Raw genomic sequence first — 25,889 nt, 5'->3', positions numbered from 1 at the left:
CATTTTACCACAGATGGTTGAAAAGCAGTGGTAAAAGTAGCTATGTGGGGGTGTTTGGGATGTAAAACTAACTATGTTTTTGTTATAATCAAAAGCGGCAGCCGTAAATGACTGCCGCTTTTCCAATTTTATGTATTTCGGGTTAATCCTCAACCAAGACCCATTCGCCCTTATCTATCAGAGGCTCAGCTTGTTTGTACTTTACGGTCTTGCTTTCTCCCGACATCACATTTTTTATGGTCACCCGCTCGTTTCTACCAATTTTGGGCCTTTCCCGAACTACGGTTTCCGTGACCTGTGGTCTTCTGCCCTGGGTTTGACCGGCAGCTCTATTTTGGGCCGCAAGTTCATCACTGTTCGGGATTTCTTCCTTGGAAGTTTTTAGATTTTCCTTGGGTCTTCTTACGGTTCTGGCCTCTTGGATTTGATTGGTATTCTCGGATGGGAGTTCCCCTTTGAACAAAAAGGATATTACTTCTTTGTTTACCTTGTCAATCATGTCCTTGAAAAGCTCAAAGGCCTCAAACTTATAGATCAATAGAGGGTCCTTTTGTTCGTGCACCGCCAATTGAACGGATTGCTTTAACTCGTCCATTTTGCGCAGATGCGTTTTCCAGGAATCGTCTATGATGGCCAGTGAAATGTTCTTTTCGAAGTCAGTGATCAATTGCTTTCCATCACTGCTATAGGCCTCTTCCAGGTTGGTGACCACATTCAAGGTCTTGATGCCATCCGTAAATGGAACCACAATACGCTCAAACTTGTTGGTTTGGTCCTCGTATACTTTTTTGATTACCTGAAAGGCCACCGTGGCGCTGCGTTCCATCTTCTGCTGATAGAAATCATAAGCGCCTTTGTACACTTGGTTGGCGATTTCTTGGAAGCTCAATTTTCTAAATTCCTCTTCCGAAACTGGAGAAGTAATGGAGAAATATTTGATCAACTCAAACTCAAAATTCTTATAATCTTCCGCCAGTTTGTTGGTCTCAGCAATCACCTCGCAGGTGTCATAGATCATATTGGCTATGTCTACCTTTAAGCGTTCACCTTGAAGGGCGTGTCGTCTTCGTTTGTAGACCACCTCACGTTGGGCGTTCATAACATCATCGTACTCCAAAAGACGTTTACGAATTCCGAAGTTGTTCTCCTCCACCTTTTTCTGGGCGCGCTCAATGGACTTGGTCATCATGGAATGTTGGATTACTTCCCCTTCTTCCAGTCCCATTCGGTCCATCATTTTGGCAACCCTGTCCGAGCCGAACAAACGCATAAGGTTATCCTCCAGCGATACATAGAACTGGGAACTTCCCACGTCTCCCTGACGTCCAGAACGTCCACGCAGCTGTCTGTCCACCCTTCGGGAATCGTGCCTTTCTGTACCGACAATCGCCAATCCGCCCGCAGCTTTTACCTGGTCACTTAGTTTAATATCCGTTCCACGACCAGCCATGTTGGTGGCGATGGTCACTACTCCGGCATTCCCTGCTTCGGCAACAATGTCGGCTTCTTTTTTATGTAATTTGGCGTTAAGTACGTTGTGTGGAACTTTACGAACGCTCAACAATTTGGACAACAATTCTGAAATCTCCACAGAAGTTGTACCTATCAATACGGGTCTTCCTGCCTTGGAGAGATCAGTCACCTCTTCAATTATGGCGTTGTATTTTTCCCTTTTGGTTTTGTAGATTAAATCGTGTCTATCATCCCTGGCGATTGGTCTGTTGGTTGGAATTTCCATCACATCCAACTTGTAGATTTCCCAGAATTCCCCAGCTTCGGTAACCGCCGTACCAGTCATCCCAGCTAGCTTATTGTACATCCTGAAGTAATTCTGCAAGGTAATGGTGGCAAAGGTCTGGGTCATGGCCTCAATCTTCACATTCTCCTTGGCCTCAATAGCTTGGTGCAAACCATCGGAATAACGTCTACCGTCCATTATCCGACCCGTCTGCTCATCCACAATCATCACTTTGTTGTCCATAACCACATACTCCACATCTTTTTCAAAGAGAGTGTAGGCCTTGAGCAATTGGCTCATGGTGTGGATTCGCTCACTTTTTACGGCAAAATCCTTGAAAAGCTCTTCTTTAAGCTCTGCTTCCTTTTCAATTTCCAGTTCTTGCTCTTCAATCTTGGCTATTTCTCCACCAATATCGGGCATCACAAAGAAATCCTTGTCTTGGTCTCCAGAGATATAATCGACCCCTTTATCCGTCAACTCAATCTGGTTGTTTTTTTCATCGATGGTAAACAACAGGTCGGCATCCACTTTGGGCATTTCCCTGTTGTTGTCCTGCATATAGAAGTTTTCCGTCTTTTGAAGTAGTTGTTTTACCCCTTCTTCGCTCAAAAACTTTATGAGTGCCTTGTTCTTTGGCAATCCGCGATATACACGAAGCAACAGAAATCCGCCTTCTTTAGTATCCCCTTCCTTGATGAGCTTCTTGGCCTCAGCCAAAACCCCTGTCAAATGCTGGCGTTGTTTTTGGACAATATCTGAAACCTTGGGCTTTAACTCATTGAACTCATGGCGATCCCCTTCAGGAACAGGTCCTGATATGATCAACGGGGTACGGGCATCATCAATTAATACGGAATCCACCTCGTCCACAATGGCATAATGATGTGGAGGTTGCACCAAATCCCCAGGAGTATGGGCCATATTATCCCTTAGATAATCGAAACCAAATTCGTTATTGGTTCCGTAGGTAATATCTGCGTTGTATGCCGCTCTTCTTCCTTCAGAGTTGGGTTGATGTTTATCTATACAATCCACGGACAGCCCATGGAATTCAAAGATGGGGGCCATCCATGCGCTATCCCTTTTTGCCAGGTAATCATTTACGGTTACCAGATGGGCTCCTTTTCCAGAAAGCGCGTTTAGATAGAGTGGGAGGGTGGCCACAAGCGTTTTTCCCTCTCCAGTCTGCATTTCTGCAATTTTCCCTTGATGCAAGGAAATTCCACCAATGAGCTGAACATCATAATGAATCATGTCCCAGGTCACTTCCTTGCCAGCGGCATCCCACGAATTTTTCCAAACGGCATCATCTCCATCCAGCGTAACATAGTCCTTGGTACCGGACAAGCTTCGGTCAAATTCCGTAGCGGTTACGGTAAGGGTCTCATTGTTGGCAAAACGTTTGGCGGTTTCTTTTACCACCGCAAATGCCTCGGGTAAGATGGTATTTAAGGTCTTCTCTGAAATTTTGTAGGCCTCTTCATTGAGCTTATCTATCTCGGAGTAGATTTCCTCGTTACGATCAATATCGGTAGAGTTTTGAACTTCTTCTTTAAGCGCAGCGATTTGATCATTGATTTCCTTGCAATCCTCTGCTATCTGCGATTTGAACGCAGTTGTTTTTTGACGGAGTTGATCATGTGACAATCCTTCCAATGCTTGTTCAAAGGATCTGATCTCTTTTACCAAAGGCTGTAGTGCTTTAACATCTTTCTCGGACTTATCCCCAACAAAAACCTTTAGTACGGAATTAATAAAGCTCATGAATAAATTTTCTTTTGAATTGCAAAAGTTGTTCCATTGTCCAGAACGGCTTGGAATGCCCTTGCAAGGCTGTCAAAATTACAGAGAACTGCTTATAAACACATTAAAATTGGTTATAAAATTAACCTTTGCACCCACAATTTAGGGTTTCCAACCCAAGTTCCTCAGTTGGATTGCCGTTAAATCCCTGACGCACAATACAAGAACTGCCATTCACATTTGTTGGCTATCCTTAGGGAAGCGCACAAAAAAAAGCCCCGAAAGGGGCTTCTGATATGATTTTGTTTTGGAGTTTAATACTCGTCCTCGTTCCAGAGGTAATCTTCTTCGGTGGGATAATCGGGCCAGATTTCCTCAATGGACTCGTATATTTCACCACCTTCCTCTTCCATGGACTGTAGGTTTTCCACAACTTCCAAGGGAGCTCCGGTACGGATGGCGTAATCTATTAATTCGTCTTTGGTGGCTGGCCAAGGCGCATCACTTAAATATGAAGCTAATTCTAATGTCCAGTACATAGTAACGGTTTGATTTTTATTTTTTGCAAAAATAATTTTTAAACCGAATTTGTCAAGTAAAATCGGTATTATTTAAAAAATATTTTTAGCGTGTTAATCTGAAACGCAGAAAATTAGGATTTATTCTTTCAATTTTTCGGGAATCCACTTGACCTCTTCTGCTTGCAGTTCTTTTGACAACTTCCGTGCCAATACAAAAAGGTAGTCGGAAAGACGATTGATATATGACAACAGACTTTCGGGTACGGGGTCATTTTCATGAAGGTAGGAGATCATTCGTTCGGCCCTTCGGCAAATAGTTCTGGCAATATGACAGTATGACACGGTTGTATGTCCTCCTGGAAGAATAAAATGGGTCATTTCTGGAAGTTCTTCGTTCATTTGATCCATTTCTTTCTCCAATAAATGGATGTCCTCATCAGAAATTCTAGGGATTTTTAATCGGTTTTCCTTGGTGGGTTCCGTGGCCAAGATGGCACCAACCGTAAACAACTTGTTCTGGATTAAGGATAGCACATCTTTGGTATGACTATCCATATCTTGATCTCTTAGCAACCCCAAAAAAGAGTTCAGCTCATCTATGGTTCCGTAACTCTCTATACGGATATGGTGCTTGGGGACACGTTTACCGGTAAATAGCGCAGTGGTTCCTTTATCGCCTGTTTTAGTGTAAATTTTCATGTATTCAATTATCAATGGACAATTATCAATTAGCAATTATCAATAAGTGAGTTTAAGAAGCGACTCCAATGCATTCCAATTGCAAATTGTTTACTGTTAATTGGACTTATTGTGACGTCTTTTACCGTCCATGAATCTTCTTGATTTTCTGCGCCTTTTGCCTCTTCTGTTACTGAAAAGGATAATCAGATAAATAAGAAAGAGGATTCCAAGTACGTACCAAATGGTGTAATCTGTTGTTGCACTTTCCATACCTAAAATTACTTTTTTAAATCCGGATGGTGAAATGTTCCTTTTCTTGCTCGCTTCGAATGAAAATAGCCCCCAAACGGTACATGTCAATGCTTACCGTAATCTTTGGCGAAGTTATCAATGATTGCCATTGTTCTTGTTTTTGTGGATTTTGATGTATTCCATCAATTAAAACCACACTGTCGTTATGCAATTTTCCTTCGGTAAGCAGTTGATTGAAATGGAATAGATCAAACTGATTGGCAAAGACTGCATCAAATGGTTTATTATATTCCAAATCTGGAAAGGAATTCATTATGCTTTGAGCGGCCTGCAAATGATCTAAAATGGCAACCTTGCTTACATCAAAATAGGGGATACACTTCAAAAGGATATTTATGCTTTTGCTTTTATGCGCTCTACCCTTACTGTACAAGCACTGCGTCACAAATCGGAAAACAAAAGGAGAGTGCACCCCGTGCTCGTTGGTGGATTTCAAAAGGAAGCTTAGATAAGAAGTTATCCTGAAATACATGTTAACCTTCCAAAATTGCGGAAAGTTCGAACCAACGTTCCGTTTTGGTTTCTATTTGATCTGTTATTTCGTTTAACTCAACAGATAATTTAGCAATCGCATCTCCGCTCAATTCAGGATCCATAAATTGATTTTGTAGGGTGGCCTTCCGTTCTTCAAGCCTTTGGATTTCCTTTTCCAATTGCTTGTGTTCCTTTTGTTCCAGATAGGACAGTTTTCTGGAATCATCCTTTTCTTTCCAGGATGTTCTCCCAGCTTTATCCGAAGCATTGCTCTTTGCCTCCCTTTCTGCAAGAACCCTGCTGTTTTCATAAGCTCTATAGTCCGAATAATTACCGGGAAAATCCTCAATAAGGCCATTGCCTTTAAAAACAAAAAGATGGTCCACAATTTTATCCATAAAATAGCGGTCGTGGGATACCACGATCAAACAACCCGGAAAATCCAGAAGAAAGCTCTCTAGGACATTCAAGGTCACTATGTCCAGGTCGTTGGTTGGCTCATCCAGGATTAGAAAATTTGGATTTTGGATCAAAACGGTACACAAATAGAGCCGTTTGCGTTCCCCGCCACTTAATTTTTCCACAAAATCATACTGCTTTTTGCGATCAAACAGAAAACGCTCCAGAAGTTGTTGGGCGGATATCTGCTTCCCTTTTTTTAAGGGAATATAGTCGCCAAACTCCCTGATCACTTCAATTACCTTTTGTCCTTCCTTGATGGGGATTCCTTTTTGGGTGTAGTAACCAAACTTTAGGGTGTCTCCAACCACAATCTTTCCGCCATCCGGTTCTTCACCTTGGGTAATCAGGTTTAAAAAAGTGGATTTCCCAGTTCCATTTTGACCAATGATTCCAACACGTTCCCCTTTGGTGAAGTTGTAATCGAACTTATTTAGGATGGTCTTTTCATCAAAAGCCTTGGAAACATTGTGAAGTTCCAAAATCTTACTGCCCAGACGCTCCATGCTCAGCTCTAATTGCACTTGGTGATCCTGCCTTCTCTGGTGTGCTTTCTTTTTGATTTCCTTGAAATCGTCAATCCTGGATTTGGACTTGGTGGTCCGTGCTTTGGGTTGTCTGCGCATCCAGTCCAATTCCTTTTTGAACAGCAGCTTGGTCTTGTGCTGCTCTACGGCTTCCCTTTCCTCCCTGGCTTCTTTTTCCCGAAGATAGTAGGAGTAATTTCCTTTGTAACTATATAATTGGTTGTTGTCCAATTCAATGATCTCATTACAGACCCGTTCCAAAAAATACCGATCGTGTGTCACCATGAACAAGGTGATGTTCTCCTTGGAAAAATAAGCTTCCAGCCACTCGATCATTTCCAGGTCCAGATGGTTTGTTGGCTCGTCCAAAATGAGTAAGTCAGGTTTGTTTAAAAGGGCATTGGCCAGAGCCAATCTTTTTTTCTGCCCGCCAGATAAGGTGCTCACCTTGGCATCCAATTGGTTTAGATGCAGTTTAAACAGGATTTGTTTGTATTGTGTCTCAAAATCCCAGGCATTGTGCTGCTCCATGGCATCAAATGCCTGTTGGTACCAGTCGGTATCACCGGGATTTAGTACAGCTTTCTCATAGTTGGCAATGACTTTTAGGATTTCATTATCGGTAGTAAAAATGGTTTCCTCTATAGTCAAACTGGGATTCAGATTGGGCTCTTGCTCCAAAAAGGAGATCTTAATTCCCTTCCTGGATACCACCTGACCTGTTTCAGACACATCTTTCCCCGACATGATGTTGAGAATGGAGGTCTTTCCACTTCCGTTCTTGGCAATCAAGGCTATTTTTTGGTCTTTATTGATTCCGAAGGAAATATGGGAAAACAAGACTAGTTCACCATAAGATTTAGATATGTTTTCTACTGTCAGTAAGTTCATTGCAAGTTTTTTGGACCGTTAACTCTTTGCGAATTTCAAGAGATAACCATATCGTATGGCCAGGGTCAAAAGTAAGGGAATCAGAACCGGTGAAAAAATCTGGACTTTGACTACCCACAGAATAATCATGATTCCCAATAGGGCAAGCGCTGCCCAAAGGTACTTTGCAAACCAGGAGGGTAAATGTTGCGGAAACACAAAGACATAGGCCGCTACCAAATTGGCAGGTAAAGCCCACAGTACATTAAAGTTCCAAGGTGTTGAGGTATGATCGGTGGCCAACCAAAGAATCAAAAGGAAAGTACCTATAAGCCCAGTCAATAGAAAAAGGGTAAAATCCAGCCACCTACTTCGGGTACCGTGTCTATGATCAAGGTAGGTTACAATTGCGGTAAACAAGAGTAATAGCGCAAACCAAAACAAGGGAGAAAGTGGGAAAAAGCCAGACCGGGTAATTTCAGTATAGTCTAGGATCGTACGTTCCCTTTTTAGCAAAGGTTTACCGTCTTTTAATGTGCTCCTCATTTGTTTCATGGTATAATAGGGTAGGAACATGTGTTCCTGTACCGTTGCCTTTCGATCCACCACCGAGCCAAAGGCCACATCTATACCAAAGCTTGCCCATGAATTTAAATCCATATTTTGTCTCACCAATTGCCTAAACGTGTATTTTTGGTCCAAATGAGAGTCATCTAAGACCAGGGCATCCCCAAATTGATCTTTTAAGATAACCCCTGTGATACTGGAGCAATTGTTCAATAGGGGATCATAGAGATAATCGCGGTTTTCGGGACGGTAATTGGTTTCAAAAAAATCAAGGAGCTGGTTCTTTTCCTCCAAGCTTAGATCTAGGATTTGCTCCCTTACCCATCGTTTCTCCAGCTCATACTCAAACAAAAAACGGTCAAAGCTTCTTCTGGATAAGGAATAGATCAATCTACCCTTAACAAAATTTGAATAGAAGTTGGGGCGGTTAAAATCGAAAGTACCGTAATTATAAACTACATCGATGCCCAATACAGAATCTTGAACCCGAAATGCCGTATGGCCAAACATGGAATAAAGTTCATCTCCTACCGCACAGGTTAACAAACTTATCTGGGAATTTTCTGAAAGCGATGGGGTCTGGGAAAGTAATCGTCCTCCTGGCAACAGAAAGAAGATCAAAAGGAAAACCAACAGTCTCATTTGCGACATAGTCCCGCAAATATCAGAATAAATAGGACATGGTGTATCTTCAACGGAAACGAATACTTAAACCAGTTCATTTTTTAGCTTATTTTTACGAAAACCAGAAAACCTATGCGATCTTATATCCCGAATTTTTTAACGCTCCTGAATCTTTTCAGCGGATGTGTGGCCACGGTGTTTGCAGTGCAGAACCAATTGGAAATGGCCGCCATTTTTGTGTTTATCGGGATTTTCTTTGACTTTTTTGATGGATTGGCCGCAAGGGCGCTCAATGTCCAAAGTGAAATTGGGGTTCAATTGGATTCTTTGGCCGATATGGTTACCAGCGGAGTGGTACCAGGGATAGTGATGTTTCAATTACTGGATATGTCGCAGGCATCTGGTTGGAGTGATGGACAATTGGGTGGTATGCCATGGTTGGGAGCGGATGTGGCGCCCATTGCCTTTTTTGGTTTCATCATCACCTTGGCATCTGCCTATCGGTTGGCCAAATTTAATGTGGACGAAAACCAGGTTTCATCATTTATTGGTCTGCCCACTCCTGCCAATACGCTTTTGATTTTATCCTTGCCCTTAATTTTGTTGTACCATCATAATGACGCGCTCAACAACATCATTTTAAATCAGTGGTTTTTGTTGGGATTGACCTTGGTGAGTGCTTATTTGCTCAATTCCAGGATAGAACTCTTTGCTTTGAAATTCGGTAATTGGAGTTTTAAGGACAATGCCGTGCGTTATTTGTTTTTGATTGCCAGTTTGGTGCTCTTGATTACCCTAAGGTTTTTGGCGATTCCCGTAATTGTGATATTGTATATTCTGCTGTCCCTGATCAATAAAAATACTTGAGGTTGGGTGGTGAAATCGTGAAATACAAATCCAAAGTTGGTACAGGCCTTTTACTTTTTGTGCTGATATCTTTTGGAATTGGAGGTTACTTCTTGGTCTTGGATTGGAAATGGGTAGTTGGATTAATTCACTTTGGTTCACTAGCCTTGATTCTTTACTTGTTTTTTTCCATTTCATATGTAATAACCGGCAGGGAATTATTGATCAATTATGGCCCATTTTACCAAAAGAAGATCAATATTGCTTCCATTACCCATATCAAGGAGACTAGAAATCCTATAAGTTCTCCTGCTGCCTCCCTAGATCGTTTGGAAATTAGCTACGGCACTGGATTTATTTTGGTGTCTCCAAAAAACAAAAAAGGATTCATTAAGCATATAAAATCCCTGGTTCCTGAAGTGAGAATTGAAATGGGGAATTAGCGGAGTTAAAAATCCAACTTCTTTTTTCGAAGCTCAAAATTCTGACCTAGATACACCTTACGTACCATTTCATCCACAGCAAGCTCTTCAGGTATGCCTGCTTTTAAGATACCCCCTTCAAACATAAGGTAAGAACGCTCGGTGATGGCTAAGGTTTCTTGAACATTGTGATCCGTGATCAAAATTCCAATGTTCTTGTTCTTTAATTGGGCCACGATACGCTGTATGTCTTCCACGGCCACAGGATCTACTCCAGCGAATGGTTCATCTAATAAAATAAATTTGGGGTCGGTGGCCAGGGCCCTGGCTATTTCTGTACGCCTGCGCTCTCCACCCGATAACAAATCCCCACGGTTTTTACGGATGTGCCCCAGTCCAAATTCGTCAATAAGCGACTCCATTTTCATGTGCTGCTCCTTTTTGGACAACTTGGTTAATTGGAGGACGCTTAAAATGTTTTTCTCAATGCTTAGTTTCCGAAACACCGAAGCCTCTTGGGCTAGATATCCAATGCCGTGTTGGGCTCTTTTATACATGGGAAAGGTGGTAATTTCCATGTCATCCAAAAAGATTTGTCCACCATTGGGTTTGATCAAGCCAACAATCATATAGAATGAGGTGGTCTTCCCAGCTCCATTGGGTCCCAAAAGTCCCACAATTTCTCCTTGGTTTACTTCTAGGGAAATGCCCTTTACAACCTTACGGCCCCGATAGGCCTTCATAATATTTTCAGCGCGTAGCTTCATAAGAATTCGCCAAAACTAAACATATTCTCTTTGGGGATCACGGACTTTGGGATTTTTTTATGCCTCAAGGGATTCCAATTCTTCCCAATACTCGTAGGCACGTCTAAGGTGGGGGATTACAATGGTTCCTCCTATAAGAGTAGCTATGCTGAGGGTTTCCATGACCTCTTCTTTGTTGGCACCGATTTTTTTAGAGCTTTCCAAATGATATTTGACGCAATCATCACAGCGCATCACTGCAGAGGCCACTAAGCCCAACAGCTCTTTGGTCTTCACATCCAAGGCACCTTCCATAAAGGCATTGGTGTCCAGATTAAAAATGCGCTTGATTACTTTATTGTTTTCTGCCAAGAGCTTATCGTTCATCTTGGCGCGATACGCATTGAATTCTTCTACTTTATTTGGCATTTCGTTTTTCTTTTTTAGCTTCTCTTTTTACTACGATACTGGAGATATAGATACTGGCTTGGTATAACAACAGTACAGGTATGGCAACGATGATCTGGCTGGTTACATCAGGAGGTGTAATTACTGCACATAAAATCAATACGACTACCAATGCAATTTTCCTGTATTTTTTGAGTATTTCAGGCGTGACCAATCCAACTTTGGTTAAAAAGAAAATGATAATGGGCAATTCAAACATCACCCCGCAGGCAATTACGGAAGACCTAACGTTGGCTATGAAGGAGCTAATATCAATCTCGTTGGTTACTTCCTTGCTCACCTGGTAGGTTCCCAAAAAGTTAATGGAGAGCGGTGCCACCACATAATAGCCAAATAAAACACCCAAAAAGAAAAGGGATGAAGCGACCAATATAAAGCCTCGGGAATGTTTTCTCTCGTTGGTATGGAGCCCTGGACTGATAAAACGCCATAACTCCCATAGAACATAGGGGAAGGCAATGATGAAACCAGCCCAAATGGAAGTCCATATATGTGCTGAGAACTGCCCCGCCATGGTTCGGTTTTGAATGGTAAATGGCAAGGAGTCACTACAAAACTCTGATTCCATTCCGAAAAAAGTGGCAATCTTGCAAAAGAATTGATAGGTAGGGAAGTCCATTTTCTTTGGCCCAAATATGATGGTGTCAAAAATGAAGTCCTTCATGATAAAGGCACCGCAGGCAACAATGACAATTGCTGCTACAGATCGAATCAAGTGCCATCTCAATTCTTCCAAATGGTCCAAAAAGGACATTTCGTCGGGGTTGTTCTGTTTTTTTGCCATTAAAGGATGCCTTCGTTTATGAGGTTATGTAAATGGACCACACCTGAATAAGTCCCATTGTCAAAAGCCAACAATTGTGAAATGCCATTGTCCTGCAGCATTTTCAATGCTTTTACGGCTAAGGTATCCACATCCACGGATTTAGGATCTTTCGTCATAATGTCCTTGGCGGTAAGTTCTCCAATATTGTCATATTTGCTTAGCATACGCCTGATGTCCCCGTCAGTAACCACTCCCACAACTTTATTGTTGTCCATGACCGCGGTGACCCCAAGCATTTTTTCGGAAATCTCCACGATTACTTCCTTAACGCTGGAATTTACGTCCACCAAAGGTTTTTGATTGTTCACCACGATATCCGCCACCCTTAGGTACAGTTTTTTGCCCAAGGCTCCCCCTGGATGATATTTGGCAAAATCCGAACTGCTAAAGCCCCGAAGTTCTAAAAGGCAGATGGCAAGGGCATCCCCTATGGCCAATTGCGCCGAAGTGCTGGTGGTGGGAGCAAGGTTATTTGGACAGGCTTCTTTTTCCACATAGGCGCCAAGCACAAAATCGGCTTGTTTGGATAGCACGGAATCCATATTTCCCGTAATTCCAATGAGTTTATTGCTGCCATTTTTGATCAGAGGTAGTAATGCCTTGATCTCTGCGGTGTTCCCACTTTTGGAAAGACAGACCACCACATCGTTTTTTTGGATGGTTCCCAAGTCGCCATGAATGGCATCCGCGGCATGCATAAAGATTGCTGGGGTTCCTGTGGAATTGAGCGTGGCAACTATTTTTGAGGCGATTATGGCACTTTTTCCAACACCGGTTACCACCACCCGGCCTTGGGATTTTAATATGTGTTGAACGGCTTGGGCAAACTGTTCATCCAATTGGTTTATCAAATTATGGATGGCTTTGCTTTCTGTTTCCAGCGTCCTTTTCGCAATAGATAGAATAGATTGGGTTTCGTCCAAGGTAATTAACTGATTATCTAATTGTATTCCTAAAAGAATGTCTTATATTTAAGTTTACAAAACTAAACAAACTATCGCTTACTGACCATTTAGGAAAGATAGATTGCTTCTTCTTTTAAATTGATATTTAAAATTAGAATATGAACCACCTCCAGATTAGGTTGCTTGATATTAAAAGAACGCATGGGAATGGGGCTTACCAGTACTGATTTATATACCTCGCTTAAAAAATACTTCGGATTTTCACAGTTTAAAGGTCTTCAAGAGAAGGTTATTCAAAATATATTGGATGATAACGACACTTTTGTTATCATGCCTACAGGAGGCGGCAAATCCCTTTGTTATCAGCTTCCGGCCATAATGAAAGAAGGGACTTCCATTGTGGTTTCCCCATTGATTGCTTTAATGAAAAATCAAGTGGATGCTATTCGTGGAGTTTCGGAAAACCATGGAATTGCCCATGTACTCAATTCATCTTTGACCAAAACGGAAGTAAAGCAGGTCAAAGAGGATATTACCAATGGCATTACCAAGTTGTTGTATGTGGCACCGGAATCACTGACCAAGGAAGAGAACATTGAATTTCTGAAAGGTGTTACACTCTCTTTTGTGGCGGTGGACGAAGCGCATTGTATTTCGGAATGGGGACATGATTTTAGACCAGAGTATCGCAACTTGAAGAACATTATAAGCCGTTTGGGCGATAATATTCCCATAATTGGGCTTACGGCCACGGCAACACCCAAAGTACAGGAGGACATCATCAAGAATTTGGGTATGACCGATGCCAAAGTGTTTAAGGCTTCCTTCAATAGACCCAATCTTTTTTACGAAGTACGACCCAAGACCCAAAATGTGGATGCGGATATTATCCGATTTATCAAACAGAATGAGGGGAAATCCGGAATAGTGTATTGTCTAAGCCGTAAACGGGTGGAGGAATTGGCTCAAGTACTTCAGGTTAATGGCGTAAGCGCCGTACCCTACCATGCCGGTTTTGATGCCAAAACAAGATCCAAGTATCAGGATATGTTCTTGATGGAGGAGGTGGATGTGGTAGTGGCTACCATTGCTTTTGGGATGGGAATTGATAAACCCGATGTTCGTTTTGTAATCCATCACGATATTCCTAAAAGTATAGAGAGCTACTATCAGGAAACCGGACGCGCTGGTAGAGATGGGGGTGAAGGCCATTGTTTGGCATTTTATGCCTACAAAGACGTGGAAAAATTGGAAAAATTCATGTCGGGCAAGCCCGTGGCGGAACAGGAGATAGGCAATGCGCTACTGCAGGAAATTGTGGCCTATGCGGAAACCTCCATGTCACGACGGAAGTTTATCCTGCATTATTTTGGGGAGGAATTTGACGAAGTAAATGGCGATGGGGCCGATATGGATGACAATACCAGGAATCCGAAGCCCAAGGAAGAGGCCATGAACGAAGTGGCCAAACTCTTAAGCGTGGTTAGGGATACCAAGGAAAAATTCAAGACCAAGGAAATTGTCAAGGTTTTGGTAGGCAAGGTAAATGCCATGATTTCATCCCACAAGACCGATGAAAAGGAGTTTTTTGGTATTGGGAAAGAAAGGGATGAACCGTACTGGATGGCCTTGGTTAGACAAGTATTGGTTGCAGGATTGCTCAAAAAAGAAATAGAGCAGTATGGTATTTTGCATTTGACCCCTGATGGGGAATGTTTCTTGCAGGACCCTAGATCATTTCTTATGACCAAGGATCATGAATATAGTGAGAAGAATAACGAAGCTATCGTGGCTGCAGCCAAGTCGCCTGGTGGGGGAGCGGATAACAATCTTTTGAAAATCCTTAAGGATCTAAGAAAAAAAGAGGCACAAAAGCTTGGAGTGCCCCCCTTTGTGGTCTTCCAGGACCCTTCTTTGGATGATATGGCCTTGAAGTATCCCATTAAAATGGAGGAACTTCTGAAAATTCATGGTGTGGGCGAGGGAAAGGCCAAGAAATATGGAAAACCTTTTGTGGAATTGATAGCCAGCTATGTTGAGGAAAATGATGTGGTCAGGCCTGATGATTTGGTGGTCAAGAGTACAGGGGCCAATTCAGGTCTGAAACTGTATATTATCCAAAACGTGGATAGAAAATTACCTCTGGATGATATCGCATCGGCCAAAGGTCTCGAACTGCCCAACCTGATCAAGGAAATGGAGCAGATTGTCTTTAGCGGGACCAAGTTGAATATTGGCTACTGGATAGACGAAATCTTGGATGAGGATCAGCAAGAGGAAATCCATGAGTATTTTCTGGAAGCCGAATCCGATTCCATATCCGAAGCTATAGAGGAATTTGAAGGAGATTATGAGGATGAAGAGTTACGGCTCTACCGCCTCAAATTTATCAGTGAGGTGGCTAATTAATAGCCACCACTCATTCCTTCCATGCCTATCGCTGCCATGATTATGCCAAAATAGGCTATCAATATGATCAGGCCTATAAAAGCGATTCCCAACCCTATATAGGCCAATATTTTTCCTGTCTTTACATTGCTGTAATCGGTATAGGATTCAGGATTTTGTTCATATAACTGCGTGGCGGTTTTAGCTTTTACTAAAGCGATTATGCTAAAAACAGCACCAAAGGGGCCACAGCAGAAAAATGCGGTAACTATGGAAACAATTCCAAGTGTTAACACGGTGCTTGCCCCTGGTAAAGGTTGTTGACTCATATCTTAATTGGATTATCCGCCGTATTGTTCCATGAGCTCCCTTTGCATCTCTTGAATGCCATCCATTCCAATGGTGCTGAACAAGAATATGGTATAACCCAAATACAGAACGTTCAAAATAATACCGATGATGGCCAATATTTTTCCAGTTTTCACATTACTGAAACCTTCGTAGTTCTCAGGGTTTTCCATGTAAAGTTTTGTGGCTTTATTGGCTAGTACCAAGGCAATGATACCGAAAATCAGTCCTAGAACACCATAGCAACAACATGTTACAATGGAAACGATTCCGAAAACCAGAATCAGCGTTGAATTTGGGAGTTTTTGTTTTTCCATAATTTGAAATTTAATTGAATAAACTATTCATTTTTAATATATAACTAACTATAATGGTCCCAGCGGTAACCAACATCAAAAAGAATTTTATTTGATGTGCGTATTTCAACTTTAAAAAGAGGTTGGAAATCAGAAATAGTAACAGCAGTACAATGGGATATACCGCAGGATACATTTTAAATGCCCCTACAAAATCGCCATGTAAGAGCAGGTCCACAGACCTTTGCATACCACAACCGGGACAGTCAATTCCAAAAAGCTTTTTATTGAGGCAAGGCAGCATATAGTCCTTGGCGCTGAGAAGAATGGTTAGTTGTGAAAACATGGTCATGGTTACTGCCAAGTAAATTACTATTATTTTTGATATTGCTGTTGAAATTTCAAAATATTTTTGCCACAGACGATGAGCGGATTTCAGATAGGAGATAAGGTAGAAGTCTTGGACGAGGACATTTCCGGCTATGTGGAATCCATAGATGGAGATATGGTCACCTTGATCACTGATGATGGTTTTCCATTGCAATATCATTTAAGGGAACTTCTGCTTAAAAAAGAGGGCATCCAAGTGACTAATTTTGAAGCTTCGCAAGTAAAAAAAGAAAAGGAAATTCCAAAGAGAAATCGAGCCGTTACGGTTAAGCCCAAATTGCGGAATGCTCCCAAAATGGAAGTGGACCTACACATCCATCAATTGGTAAAAACCACCAAGGGTTTAAGCAATTTCGATATGATGAATTTGCAGCTGGAAACCGCCAAACGTCAGCTGGAATTCGCGATTCGGAAACGCATCCAAAAAGTAGTGTTTATCCATGGGGTGGGAGAGGGCATTCTTAAAGAAGAACTCCAATACCTCTTTAAAAAATACGAAGGGGTAAAATGGTACGATGCGGATTATCAAAAATATGGCTTGGGAGCTACTGAGGTATATATTACCCAAAAGGCCTAATTGGTGATAGTCGTACTTACCGTCCCAAATTCGTCAATGGTCAGATTGGTGATTCGTTCCCCGTTCTCCGTAATAAAAGAAATACCGCTTAAGGTAATGGTATGGTCAAACTCTGTTCCCTCTGCATTGGTCGTGGTTGAAATGAATACTGAGCCATCTGCTGCCTCCACTTCTTGAGAAACCGTTGGGGTAGCGGGTGGAATATCGGAACAAAAATAGGTGGAACTCACTGTCCCTGAAAAGTTACGGTAAGTCAACTGCGATTGCCCGGGAATCGTACTCTCGGTACTAATGGTTTCCCCGACAACACCATTGTTTAAAACACCGCTTTGTAGGTCAAGAATAAGTGCCTCGCTTTCATTGATTTTAAAAAGGATGTTGCTGGCGTTCGGTAAAGGGTCATCACAAAATTGAATTACTTGATCATTAAAGTCAATGGTCTCAATCTGTAGGTCGCCATCACTGCAAGAAAACAAGATGAGCACAAGCAGCATTGGGAAGCATAATTTTCTCATGCGCCAAATTTAATGGAATTCCAATTTAATACCCTAAGGAAGGCATAATCTTTAAAAGAAATTAACTTTATTTCACCTATTTTTGATGATTCGAAAATTGATAGCTAACCCATGCAAAAAGTTTATCTGGATAATGCCGCCACAACGCAGGTAAGACCTGAGGTAATTGCAAAAATGCAAGTGGCACTTTCTGATTTTTACGGGAACCCATCTTCTACCCATAGTTATGGAAGATCGGCCAAAACTGCGGTTGAGCAGGCCCGTAAAACCATTGCAAAGACCTTGAACGCTAAACCGGCTGAAATTATATTCACTTCAGGAGGAACAGAAGCTGATAATATGATTCTTCGTTGTGCTGTTCGTGACTTGGAGGTAAAGACCATTATCACTTCCAAAATTGAACACCATGCAGTCCTGCATACTGCTGAAGAGTTGGAAAAAGAATATGGTATCTCACTGCAATTTGTGGATTTGGACACCCACGGCAATCCGGTCATGGATCACCTAAAATCACTTTTGGTCCAAGACGATAGCAAAAAACTGGTCAGTTTAATGCATGTGAACAATGAAATTGGGAATATCGTGGATATTCATGCTATTGGAACCCTTTGCAAAGAGCATGATGCACTTTTTCACTCGGATACAGTACAATCCGTTGGGCATTATCCTTGGGATGTTGAAAACACCCCGGTTGACTTCTTCACCGCCGCTGCCCATAAATTCCATGGTCCAAAGGGCGTTGGATTCGCCTTCATAAGGAAAAACTCGGGTTTAAAACCCATGATTTTTGGAGGTTCCCAAGAACGTGGTTACAGAGCAGGAACAGAACCTTTCCACAACATCGTAGGTTTGGAAGAGGCTTTTATCCAATCTTATGACAATTTGGAGGAAGAAATCCAATACGTGAAAGGATTGAAAAAGCATTTTGTGGAGCAAATCAAAGAAGCCATTCCAGAAGTTGAATTCAATGGACATTCCGGTGACCTTGATAAAAGTACCTACACCTTGGCCAATGTACGTTTACCCTTTGATAAACAAAAGGCGTTGATGCTGTTGTTTCATTTGGATATAAAAGGCATTGCCTGCTCCAAGGGAAGTGCTTGTCAGTCAGGCAGCAATATGGGGTCGCATGTCCTTAACCAAATCTTGGCTCCCGAGGAATTGGAAAAGCCCTCTTTGCGGTTTTCATTCTCCAAATACAATACCAAGGAGGAATTGGATTATACTATAGAAGTGCTTAAGGAATTTGCAGCGAGCTAATTCTTGTTTTTCCGCTGTTTCTTTTCCTTGTCGTACGGGAATTTACGGGAAGCCAGTTTCATCATGCGATCAATAAGCTCGGTGGTGTTCTTTCCCGTTTTTTTGGTGATGGCTTTTTCGTATTTCCAGAGCAGTTTACCAGAACCCCCATCGCTCACTTTTACCCCAATCCTGCCGTAATTGGCATCCCCGCTAAAATAGTCCAACAGGCTAAAGTTGGTGGGAACCCCCTTGGACAATAGTATATTAAGGTTGAGGTTTCCACTTATGATGCCATCAACTTCCAAAATTTTGCAAAGTTGTTTGATGGTATGTATGTCCAAATTTTCGTAGGTAATGCCATTTTGTGCTAATATGGCGTTGGTATCCTCAATGTTCTGAAAGTCAACATTGAACTTTTTCCGTTTCTTCCGTTTGGAAAAGTAGGTCTCCAAAGCGTTTTGTACAGCGTATCCCTCCTTTTTGGCCAAGTCCAATAGTTCATTTCGGTCCACATTCCGCTTTAAATCCAAATTGGCAATGAAGGGAATAATGGCCAAAGTCTCGTGATTTTCACTTAATTCATCAAACCTTCGGTTCTCGTAAATGTTCTTTTGTGCACTGCCCACAGCTACCATCAAAAACGACAAAAGAAGAATAATTTTTTTCATTCATGTGCTTTAAAAACGCATCCCAAATTTAAAATTGAGAATACGGCCGGTAAGAAAATTGGGAACGGCAAATTGCTGTTGCGTGTCCACATCCCTAACCCATGTATTTGTTATGGAATTCTGATTGTTGAACATATTGAAAATTTCAAATCCAACGTTGAATTCCCTGAATTTATGTAACCAATGTCCTTCCGGGTACTGGTTTTTTCTGTCCGCAAAAATATACGAAATTCCCATATCGGCCCTTCTGTAATCTCTTAATCTATTCTGAAAATTGTAAGGGTCGGCATTGTTGGGAGAACCACCGGGCACTCCTGTGTTGTAAACCAGATTGAGATAAAGTTTAAGATTTGGAATGTTTGGGATATAGTCTTGAAAGAGCACTGCAAACTTAAAACGTTGGTCAGTTGGCCTGGAAATATAACCTCTTTGATTCGAGTTTTCCTCCGTTTGAAGGTATCCAAGACTCACCCAGGATTGTGTTCCTGGAACAAAAGCCCCTGTTAGCCGAAAATCAAATCCATAAGCGTAGGCATCCGCAATATTGTTGGCGGCATAACGTACCCTAACGTCCTCTACAGTATAGGTGTTGACATTGGTCAGATCTTTATAGTATGCCTCACTGATCAAGGTAAAAGGGCGGTTCCATAAGTTAAAGCTGAGTTCGCTTCCTAAAACATAGTGAACGGATTTTTGAGCTTCCACTTCGGGATTTATATTGCCTGATGCATCCCGTAGTTCCCGATAAAATGGGGGTTGCTGGTAACTACCCACCGAAAACCGGAACAACATATCCTTTTCCCAATCCGGTTTTATGGAGAATTGTGCACGGGGACTTATCAAGCTCTGGGAATTTGCTTCAAACCCTTCTCCACTTAACGTCCAATACTGCGCCCTTAAACCAAGGTTGACATACACATCATGTGCGCCCAGTTTTGAGTGTTCGCTATATTGTGCATAGCCTGAAATCCTATTGGTTTTTACAAAGTTGGTGGCCTGCACACTTTCATAGGCGATAAGATCACCTGCAAATGGTTCCTCTGGCTGATTATTGACAAACGCAGGTTCAAAAGGTCGGATAAAGAATCCTGCGGAGTCTATAAATTCGGATTCCCGCAACTGATCCCGAACGTCTTCATGGGTAAACTTGGCTCCCCACTCCAAGGACGTACTTCCTTTTTTATAGGTTCCTTTATGGGCAAAATTAAAAATCAGGGCATCCAGCTGGTTTCGGGCCCTGTTCAATTGAGAGCCCACCCCTCTGGAGTTGACCACTTCTCCTAAATTTTCACTGCCCAAATTGGTGTCCAGCTCGGCCAATTCGTATGAAGCAATGATATCTGAAAATTCCTCTTCTTGCGTATGATACACCGAAGCCGTTAGCGAAATTTTGGTGTTGTCATTGATTAGATTATCGGATTTGACTGTTGCAAGTCCGCTTTCATATCTGCTATTCTCACTGCCCTCGTAGAAAATCAACAAAGCTCTTGGGTCGTTTAGGGTTCCAAAGTTGGTCTGCCTGGTCAAGGGTTCATTCTTGTAATCGTTGACGGAATACGTCCCCAAGAAATTGAGATGAAACTTATCAGAAAACCGATAAGTAAGAAGACTTTGCACATCCACAAAGGTGGGATTGAAGTTGCTTTCGGTCTGTTGGCTATTTACCAATAAACTGTTGTTCCGATAACGCAGACCTGTAATGCTGCTAAACTTCTTGTTTTTTGAGATGGATTCCACTGTGGCCGATGCACCCAGAAGACTGCCATCCAGTTTCAAACCAAACTCAATCGGTGTCTTATAAGTGATGTCCAAGACAGACGATAGCTTGTCACCATATTTGGCTTGGAAACCTCCTGATGAGAATTCCAGGGAAGTAATCATATCGCTGTTCACAAAACTTAAGCCCTCTTGTTGGGCCGAGCGTACCAAAAAGGGCCGATACACCTGAATGCCATTGACATAAACAAGGTTTTCATCAAAATTGCCTCCACGGACATTGTATTGGGTGCTAAGCTCATTGTTGAAGGAAACGCCGGGTAACAGTTTCAGTATATTTTCAACACCTGCATTGGCACCAGGGATTTTACGAACGATCTCGGGATCTACGGTGGTAATACCTTCAACACTTTTTTCACCCGTGGGAGATACTTCTACCCCGGCCACTTGGGTAATTTTAGTCTTCATCACTGGGTTAAACTCAAAAGTTTCGTTCGTGGACAATATCAGGTCTTCCAAAACCACATTCTCATGGCTCAGGTGGGAGAATGTAAGGGTGAGTTTGGTTTCCGCGATCAACAACAACAGATAATACCCGTTGGAATCTGTAGTGGTGCCTTCTGTCCCAACTGAAATATTGACATTGGAAATGGGTTGGTTGTTCTCATCCAAGACCGTTCCCGCCACTGTTGCGGTTTGACCATGAAAGGTCACAGTCCAAAAAATGGACAGCAGGAATAGGAGGGCTTTGGGTCGGGGTAACACTATTTTCTGAAAAAAGTACTCTGAAAAGTACTGGAGTTGCCTACATTATCTGTAACGACCACCTTTAGGTCGCATTGTGTCTTGTCCAAGATTTTATCGTCAAAATTGTAGGTCAGGGTCTTGGTCTTGGGTTCATATTCCATTAAAATCCACTCCCCGTTCAATGTTGCATTGTAAGAGTTGACACCGCTGAGATCATCTGATATTTTTAGGCTCAAATAACTATAGTTGCTCAACCATTGTTTTTCTTTAAAGTTTCGTGCTTTGATTTCTGGAGCTACGGTATCCCTTGCCAAAGTATAGGTTCCTAGGGTTCGGGTTCGGGTGGTAAACGAACCATCTCGCTTAAATGTTTTTGAATATCTCGGTTTTTGGCGGTCATCGAGCCGGGCAATGAACAACTGCTTTTTGTCCGCACCTGAATATTTGGAGGCATCAAAACTGATGGTAAAGTTTCTGTGGGCTGCCACTTCCTCATTATGGATGGCCACCGTATCCTGGCCCTCTTCCAATTCAATATAAAAATCCTTGTAAAAGGTATTGGCGGGAAAATAGACTTTGGCCGCTCCCAGGTCAAAGTTGTTGGGTTTATTGGCAATGATAAAATTCTCCGTCTTCGAATCAGCTCTGGGGATTTTGGATATTTCCCTTTTCCCTTCTACTGGAATGACCACTTTCGTCTGGTTCCTTTTAAAATCAGAAATAAGGAGCTCCACCGTATAGGACATGCCTTCCTTTACGGTTATTTCCCCATTGTTGTGTAATGTCTTATAGATGCCAAGTCGATTATGCGACTCCTTAAAACATTTTTGGATGCGCTGACGGAATTTACCATAATGGGCATAATCAATGAGGGTGTTGATATAGCGGGTTTCTCCGAAGGAGAAGGTCTCAAAATTATATTCAGAGTATACTTTTCCATTGACGGTCTGTTTTACGCCGTAGACTCCATTTTTGTTTGCAGCCATATCTTGTCGGTCAAAACCATTGAAGCCGAAACCAATATTTCCAATTGCGTTGATTTTATCTGCCAAGAAAGAACCATCGGGTTGTTTGGTAAAGTTCAACTGAATTTTTCGGGCACTTTGATTGATCACTGCATCTTCCGATAGGGGATAACCATAAAGACCCAAAAGGGTAGGATTGGTGGCATCCCTCACCTCATAACCATAGAGTAGGGGATTGGTGGGTTTTTCAGTGACGCTGCTGCGAATTTCAAAATGAAGATGGGGCCCGGAAGACCCTCCCGTATTTCCAGTGTAGGCAATGGTACTGCCTTTGGTGACCTTCAGTTCGCCATAATCGGGAAATACTTCAACTTCATAGGATTGTTTCTTGTATTGCAGGTCCTTGATGTAGGACTCAATTTCGGGGCCAAATTTTTGAAGATGGGCATACACGGATGTATACCCGTTAGGGTGGGCTACGTACAGGGCTTTACCATAACCCCATAAGGAGACTTTGATTCGGGTGACAGTGCCATCGGCAATGGCCAGTACTGGGAGTCCCTGTCTGCGTTGGGTCTTAATGTCTATTCCAGAGTGAAAGTGGTTGGAACGCAATTCACCAAAAGTGCCAGCTAGCACCAATGGGATGTCCAAGGGGGACTGAAAGGTGTCTTGAGGGTATTTTTCCTGAGCTTGAAGAAAGGGGGACAAAAGCAAAAGTATTCCCAGAAAGTAAAACCGCATAGTGTAATTTATAATTACATACGAATGTAACCCATATTTTGGTTAGTTAAAAGGCTTTCCCTTTGGTTTAGGGGCTTGTAGGGTATTCCCTAAAGAATAATACCAAAAAGTATTGTGCGGTTTGGCTAGGTTGGTTAACTTTGTGTGATACGCATTTGATGTTTGCATATGGGCGAACTTGTTGAAATTGTTGATTCTTTGGAAAACAAGGTGAGCAAATTGTTGCACAAAATGGAATTGTTGCACAAGGCCAATGCCAAGTTGAAAAAAGAACTCGACCTCGCGAAAGAAGAGACCAAAGCTCAACAGGAAGCCGTTAATGATTGGGAAGAGAAGTACAATTCCCTAAAAATGGCAAACTCGATGCTGGGTAGTAATACGAATAAAACAGAAGCCAAGCTCAAGATAAATACATTGATACGCGAACTGGACGTTTGCATTGCCAAGCTTGCAGATTAGTTTGTACCAATATTATGGAGGAGAAGCTCAAAATAAAGCTTTCCATTGCAGATAGGGTGTATCCATTGACCATAGACCCTAAACAAGAGGAAGGATTGCGGAAAGCAGCCAAGATTATTGAAAGCTTGGCCAAAAAATTTGAGCAGAATTATGCAGTACGCGACAAGCAGGACGTTCTTGCCATGTGTGCCCTACAATTTGCCTCCAAAATAGAGCAAGGTGGAATAGATAGTTCGGAAAGCACCAAAGCGGCTTATGAGCGCCTAAAGGCACTGGACGATTTGGTACATTCCAAACTTGGTGAATAAAATAAGTTCTTTTAAATAAAATATTTGTTACTGCCCACATTGGTAATTAATTTTTGACAAACTCAACACTATTATAATTAAAAAGGGTGAGTTTAGGTTGTAAAAGCAGGCCCTACCTGTATAGGGATCCTTGAGCAGCTTGTTAGCCCTAAACCTGTAATTTGGAGTTTGTACAAGACTTCGCCCAATGTGGGCTTTTTTTATAACCAAACATAAACAACATGGATAACACTATAATTTTGGTTGTAGCCGCAGTAGTAGGATTGGTCATAGGATTTGCCATTGCCAAAATGCTGGAGAAGGGAAAAGCGGCCAAAACCATTTCTGGAGCTAAAAGGGAAGCTGCAGATATTGTAAAGGAAGCCAAGAAAGAGGGCGAAAACATAAAAAAAGATAAAATATTCCAAGCCAAGGAAAAATTCTTGGAACTCAAAGCCGAGCATGAGAAGGTCATTATAAACAAGGACAAAAAAATTGCTGAAGCGGAGAAAAGAACCCGCGACAAGGAGTCCCAAATAAGCAACGAGCTTTCGAAGAACAAAAAGTTAAACGAAAAGCTGGAGTCGAGGATCAAAGAGGTGTCTTACAAAAGTGAGATTTTGGACAAGAAGCAATCCGAAGCTGATAAATTGCACAAAAGTCAAGTACAGCAGTTGGAAGTCATTTCCGGCCTGTCTGCGGAAGACGCCAAGAGCCAGTTACTGGAATCCTTAAAGGAAACGGCCAAGACGGATGCCATGGCTTATCTTCAAAGTACCTTGGAAGAGGCCAAACTAACCGCCCAGCAAGAGGCTCGAAAAATCGTAATCAACACTATACAGCGCATTGGAACGGAGGAAGCAGTGGAAAACTGCGTCTCTGTTTTTAATCTGGAATCTGATGATGTCAAAGGACGTATTATTGGTCGTGAGGGAAGAAACATTCGCGCGCTTGAGTCTGCTACCGGAGTTGAGATTATTGTGGATGATACCCCAGAGGCCATTATTCTTTCCTGTTTCGATTCTGTTCGCAGGGAAGTGGCACGTCTTTCACTACATCGCTTGGTCACCGACGGAAGAATTCACCCAGCCCGAATTGAGGAAATCGTTAAGAAGACCGAGAAGCAAATCAATGAGGAGATTGCAGAAATTGGTAAACGTACCGTAATTGACCTTGGAATCCATGGTCTTCATCCGGAATTGATCAAAGCTGTGGGTAGAATGAAATACCGCTCCTCTTACGGACAAAACTTATTGCAACACTCCAGGGAAGTAGCCAAACTTTGTGGCGTTATGGCTGCCGAGTTGGGCTTGAATCCCAAAATTGCCAAAAGAGCTGGATTATTGCATGATATCGGTAAAGTTCCCAATACAGAGGTTGAGGTAGAAACCCCTCACGCCATTTTAGGAATGCAGTGGGCCCAAAAATATGGGGAAAAGAAGGAGGTTTGCAACGCTATTGGTGCCCACCACGATGAAATTGAAATGAACACTTTGATTTCTCCCATCGTACAGGTTTGCGATGCCATTAGTGGTGCACGTCCTGGAGCTAGGAGACAAGTTCTGGATTCCTACATTCAGCGCTTGAAAGACTTGGAGGATATTGCCTTCGGATTCAACGGAGTCCAAAAAGCCTATGCCATTCAGGCGGGTAGGGAACTTCGGGTGATTGTGGAAAGCGAAAAGGTCAGTGATGACAAAGCTGCCGAGCTATCCTTTGAAATCTCGCAGAAAATCCAAACCGATATGACCTATCCAGGTCAGGTAAAAGTTACGGTTATTAGGGAAACACGATCCGTGAACGTGGCCAAATAGG

26 protein-coding genes and 1 other RNA gene are annotated in these 25,889 nt (G+C 42.3%); 9 read left to right on the top strand and 18 right to left on the bottom strand.

The genetic code is table 11. The features are described from left to right. Positions 1–142: 142 nt before the first annotated feature. The 7 genes from secA to ACOOE0_RS18160 all read right to left on the bottom strand — a co-directional run bounded on the left by secA (position 143) and on the right by ACOOE0_RS18160 (position 8,546). Positions 143–3,505 carry a preprotein translocase subunit SecA gene (gene secA / locus ACOOE0_RS18190; RefSeq protein WP_420400325.1) on the bottom strand — a complete coding sequence of 1,121 codons (3,363 nt, stop codon included), beginning with the start codon at positions 3,503–3,505 and terminating at the stop codon, positions 143–145. Positions 3,506–3,798: 293 nt separating this feature from the next. Next, positions 3,799–4,023 (bottom strand): DUF2795 domain-containing protein, encoded by a 225-nt coding sequence (locus ACOOE0_RS18185; RefSeq protein WP_013551418.1) that lies wholly within the window; start codon positions 4,021–4,023, stop codon positions 3,799–3,801. Between the two features lie 120 nt (positions 4,024–4,143). Continuing rightward, positions 4,144–4,704, bottom strand: a complete 561-nt coding sequence (locus ACOOE0_RS18180; protein ID WP_420400324.1) for a cob(I)yrinic acid a,c-diamide adenosyltransferase — start codon at positions 4,702–4,704, stop codon at positions 4,144–4,146. A 96-nt stretch (positions 4,705–4,800) separates the two neighbouring features. Beyond that, positions 4,801–4,956, bottom strand: coding sequence for a hypothetical protein (locus ACOOE0_RS18175; RefSeq protein ID WP_202619528.1), 156 nt, complete (start codon positions 4,954–4,956; stop codon positions 4,801–4,803). Positions 4,957–4,972: 16 nt separating this feature from the next. Then, a complete protein-coding gene (locus tag ACOOE0_RS18170) occupies positions 4,973–5,434 on the bottom strand; it encodes a hypothetical protein (protein WP_420400323.1) in 462 nt (153 codons plus the stop codon). Positions 5,435–5,471: 37 nt separating this feature from the next. After that, positions 5,472–7,349: an ABC-F family ATP-binding cassette domain-containing protein gene (locus ACOOE0_RS18165; RefSeq protein WP_420400322.1), complete on the bottom strand. Its 1,878-nt coding sequence runs from the start codon at positions 7,347–7,349 to the stop codon at positions 5,472–5,474. 18 nt (positions 7,350–7,367) lie between these two features. Beyond that, positions 7,368–8,546, bottom strand: coding sequence for a DUF4105 domain-containing protein (locus tag ACOOE0_RS18160; RefSeq protein ID WP_420400321.1), 1,179 nt, complete (start codon positions 8,544–8,546; stop codon positions 7,368–7,370). 105 nt (positions 8,547–8,651) lie between these two features. On the opposite strand from ACOOE0_RS18160, the gene ACOOE0_RS18155 reads away from it, so the two are divergent. Both ACOOE0_RS18155 and ACOOE0_RS18150 read left to right on the top strand, forming a co-directional pair. Further along, positions 8,652–9,386: a CDP-alcohol phosphatidyltransferase family protein gene (locus ACOOE0_RS18155; RefSeq protein ID WP_420400320.1), complete on the top strand. Its 735-nt coding sequence runs from the start codon at positions 8,652–8,654 to the stop codon at positions 9,384–9,386. Positions 9,387–9,403: 17 nt separating this feature from the next. Further along, a complete protein-coding gene (locus ACOOE0_RS18150; protein ID WP_420400319.1) occupies positions 9,404–9,808 on the top strand; it encodes a PH domain-containing protein in 405 nt (134 codons plus the stop codon). Between the two features lie 5 nt (positions 9,809–9,813). Here the strand turns inward: ACOOE0_RS18150 and lptB are convergent, their stop codons facing one another. From lptB to ACOOE0_RS18130, 4 genes are read right to left on the bottom strand one after another with little or no spacing between them, the layout of a single operon-like run. Beyond that, positions 9,814–10,554 carry an LPS export ABC transporter ATP-binding protein gene (lptB, locus tag ACOOE0_RS18145; protein ID WP_420400318.1) on the bottom strand — a complete coding sequence of 247 codons (741 nt, stop codon included), beginning with the start codon at positions 10,552–10,554 and terminating at the stop codon, positions 9,814–9,816. A 57-nt stretch (positions 10,555–10,611) separates the two neighbouring features. Beyond that, complete coding sequence (locus ACOOE0_RS18140) at positions 10,612–10,962, bottom strand: carboxymuconolactone decarboxylase family protein (protein WP_420400317.1); 351 nt, start codon at positions 10,960–10,962, stop codon at positions 10,612–10,614. Beyond that, positions 10,952–11,785, bottom strand: coding sequence for a twin-arginine translocase subunit TatC (gene tatC / locus ACOOE0_RS18135; protein ID WP_420400316.1), 834 nt, complete (start codon positions 11,783–11,785; stop codon positions 10,952–10,954). Before tatC ends, ACOOE0_RS18140 begins: the two co-directional genes overlap by 11 nt. Next, positions 11,785–12,750: a KpsF/GutQ family sugar-phosphate isomerase gene (locus ACOOE0_RS18130; protein ID WP_420400315.1), complete on the bottom strand. Its 966-nt coding sequence runs from the start codon at positions 12,748–12,750 to the stop codon at positions 11,785–11,787. Before ACOOE0_RS18130 ends, tatC begins: the two co-directional genes overlap by 1 nt. Positions 12,751–12,939: 189 nt before the next feature. Here ACOOE0_RS18130 and recQ point away from each other — a divergent pair, with 189 nt between their 5' ends. Then, the gene (recQ, locus tag ACOOE0_RS18125; protein WP_420402242.1) at positions 12,940–15,141 is read left to right on the top strand and encodes a DNA helicase RecQ; all 2,202 of its coding nucleotides are present in this window, start codon (positions 12,940–12,942) and stop codon (positions 15,139–15,141) included. Here recQ and ACOOE0_RS18120 read toward each other — a convergent pair. From ACOOE0_RS18120 to ACOOE0_RS18110, 3 genes are read right to left on the bottom strand one after another with little or no spacing between them, the layout of a single operon-like run. Further along, complete coding sequence (locus ACOOE0_RS18120; protein WP_420400314.1) at positions 15,138–15,449, bottom strand: CCC motif membrane protein; 312 nt, start codon at positions 15,447–15,449, stop codon at positions 15,138–15,140. The two genes, recQ and ACOOE0_RS18120, sit on opposite strands and share 4 nt — an antisense overlap. Positions 15,450–15,461: 12 nt before the next feature. Beyond that, positions 15,462–15,785, bottom strand: a complete 324-nt coding sequence (locus ACOOE0_RS18115) for a CCC motif membrane protein (protein WP_138834348.1) — start codon at positions 15,783–15,785, stop codon at positions 15,462–15,464. A 10-nt stretch (positions 15,786–15,795) separates the two neighbouring features. After that, positions 15,796–16,110: a DUF2752 domain-containing protein gene (locus ACOOE0_RS18110; protein ID WP_420400313.1), complete on the bottom strand. Its 315-nt coding sequence runs from the start codon at positions 16,108–16,110 to the stop codon at positions 15,796–15,798. Positions 16,111–16,188: 78 nt separating this feature from the next. On the opposite strand from ACOOE0_RS18110, the gene ACOOE0_RS18105 reads away from it, so the two are divergent. Next, the gene (locus ACOOE0_RS18105; protein ID WP_420400312.1) at positions 16,189–16,731 is read left to right on the top strand and encodes a Smr/MutS family protein; all 543 of its coding nucleotides are present in this window, start codon (positions 16,189–16,191) and stop codon (positions 16,729–16,731) included. Here ACOOE0_RS18105 and ACOOE0_RS18100 read toward each other — a convergent pair. Further along, a complete protein-coding gene (locus ACOOE0_RS18100) occupies positions 16,728–17,246 on the bottom strand; it encodes a hypothetical protein (protein ID WP_420400311.1) in 519 nt (172 codons plus the stop codon). The two genes, ACOOE0_RS18105 and ACOOE0_RS18100, sit on opposite strands and share 4 nt — an antisense overlap. Before the next feature lie 111 nt (positions 17,247–17,357). Here ACOOE0_RS18100 and ACOOE0_RS18095 point away from each other — a divergent pair, with 111 nt between their 5' ends. Continuing rightward, positions 17,358–18,506, top strand: a complete 1,149-nt coding sequence (locus ACOOE0_RS18095; protein WP_420400310.1) for a cysteine desulfurase family protein — start codon at positions 17,358–17,360, stop codon at positions 18,504–18,506. On the opposite strand, the gene ACOOE0_RS18090 is transcribed toward ACOOE0_RS18095, so the two are convergent. The 3 genes from ACOOE0_RS18090 to ACOOE0_RS18080 all read right to left on the bottom strand — a co-directional run bounded on the left by ACOOE0_RS18090 (position 18,503) and on the right by ACOOE0_RS18080 (position 23,328). Next, complete coding sequence (locus ACOOE0_RS18090; RefSeq protein WP_420400309.1) at positions 18,503–19,156, bottom strand: hypothetical protein; 654 nt, start codon at positions 19,154–19,156, stop codon at positions 18,503–18,505. The two genes, ACOOE0_RS18095 and ACOOE0_RS18090, sit on opposite strands and share 4 nt — an antisense overlap. A 9-nt stretch (positions 19,157–19,165) precedes the next feature. Then, positions 19,166–21,559, bottom strand: coding sequence for a TonB-dependent receptor (locus ACOOE0_RS18085; RefSeq protein WP_420400308.1), 2,394 nt, complete (start codon positions 21,557–21,559; stop codon positions 19,166–19,168). Between the two features lie 77 nt (positions 21,560–21,636). Further along, positions 21,637–23,328, bottom strand: coding sequence for a M23 family metallopeptidase (locus ACOOE0_RS18080; protein WP_420400307.1), 1,692 nt, complete (start codon positions 23,326–23,328; stop codon positions 21,637–21,639). Positions 23,329–23,496: 168 nt separating this feature from the next. Here ACOOE0_RS18080 and ACOOE0_RS18075 point away from each other — a divergent pair, with 168 nt between their 5' ends. The 4 genes from ACOOE0_RS18075 (at position 23,497) to rny (ending at position 25,888) form a co-directional block, all read left to right on the top strand. Next, positions 23,497–23,787 (top strand): hypothetical protein, encoded by a 291-nt coding sequence (locus ACOOE0_RS18075; protein ID WP_138834334.1) that lies wholly within the window; start codon positions 23,497–23,499, stop codon positions 23,785–23,787. A gap of 14 nt (positions 23,788–23,801) precedes the next feature. Further along, the gene (locus tag ACOOE0_RS18070; protein ID WP_420400306.1) at positions 23,802–24,095 is read left to right on the top strand and encodes a cell division protein ZapA; all 294 of its coding nucleotides are present in this window, start codon (positions 23,802–23,804) and stop codon (positions 24,093–24,095) included. 60 nt (positions 24,096–24,155) lie between these two features. After that, positions 24,156–24,265, top strand: a non-coding RNA gene (ssrS, locus tag ACOOE0_RS18065) — 6S RNA. A 51-nt stretch (positions 24,266–24,316) separates the two neighbouring features. Continuing rightward, complete coding sequence (gene rny / locus ACOOE0_RS18060) at positions 24,317–25,888, top strand: ribonuclease Y (protein WP_420400305.1); 1,572 nt, start codon at positions 24,317–24,319, stop codon at positions 25,886–25,888. Position 25,889 lies beyond the last annotated feature (1 nt).

This window comes from Flagellimonas sp. (genome assembly GCF_965215805.1).
Lineage (GTDB): Bacteria > Bacteroidota > Bacteroidia > Flavobacteriales > Flavobacteriaceae > Flagellimonas.
The sequence above is the reverse complement of the archived record's forward strand: the minus strand, read 5'-3'. Positions and strand labels throughout refer to the sequence as shown.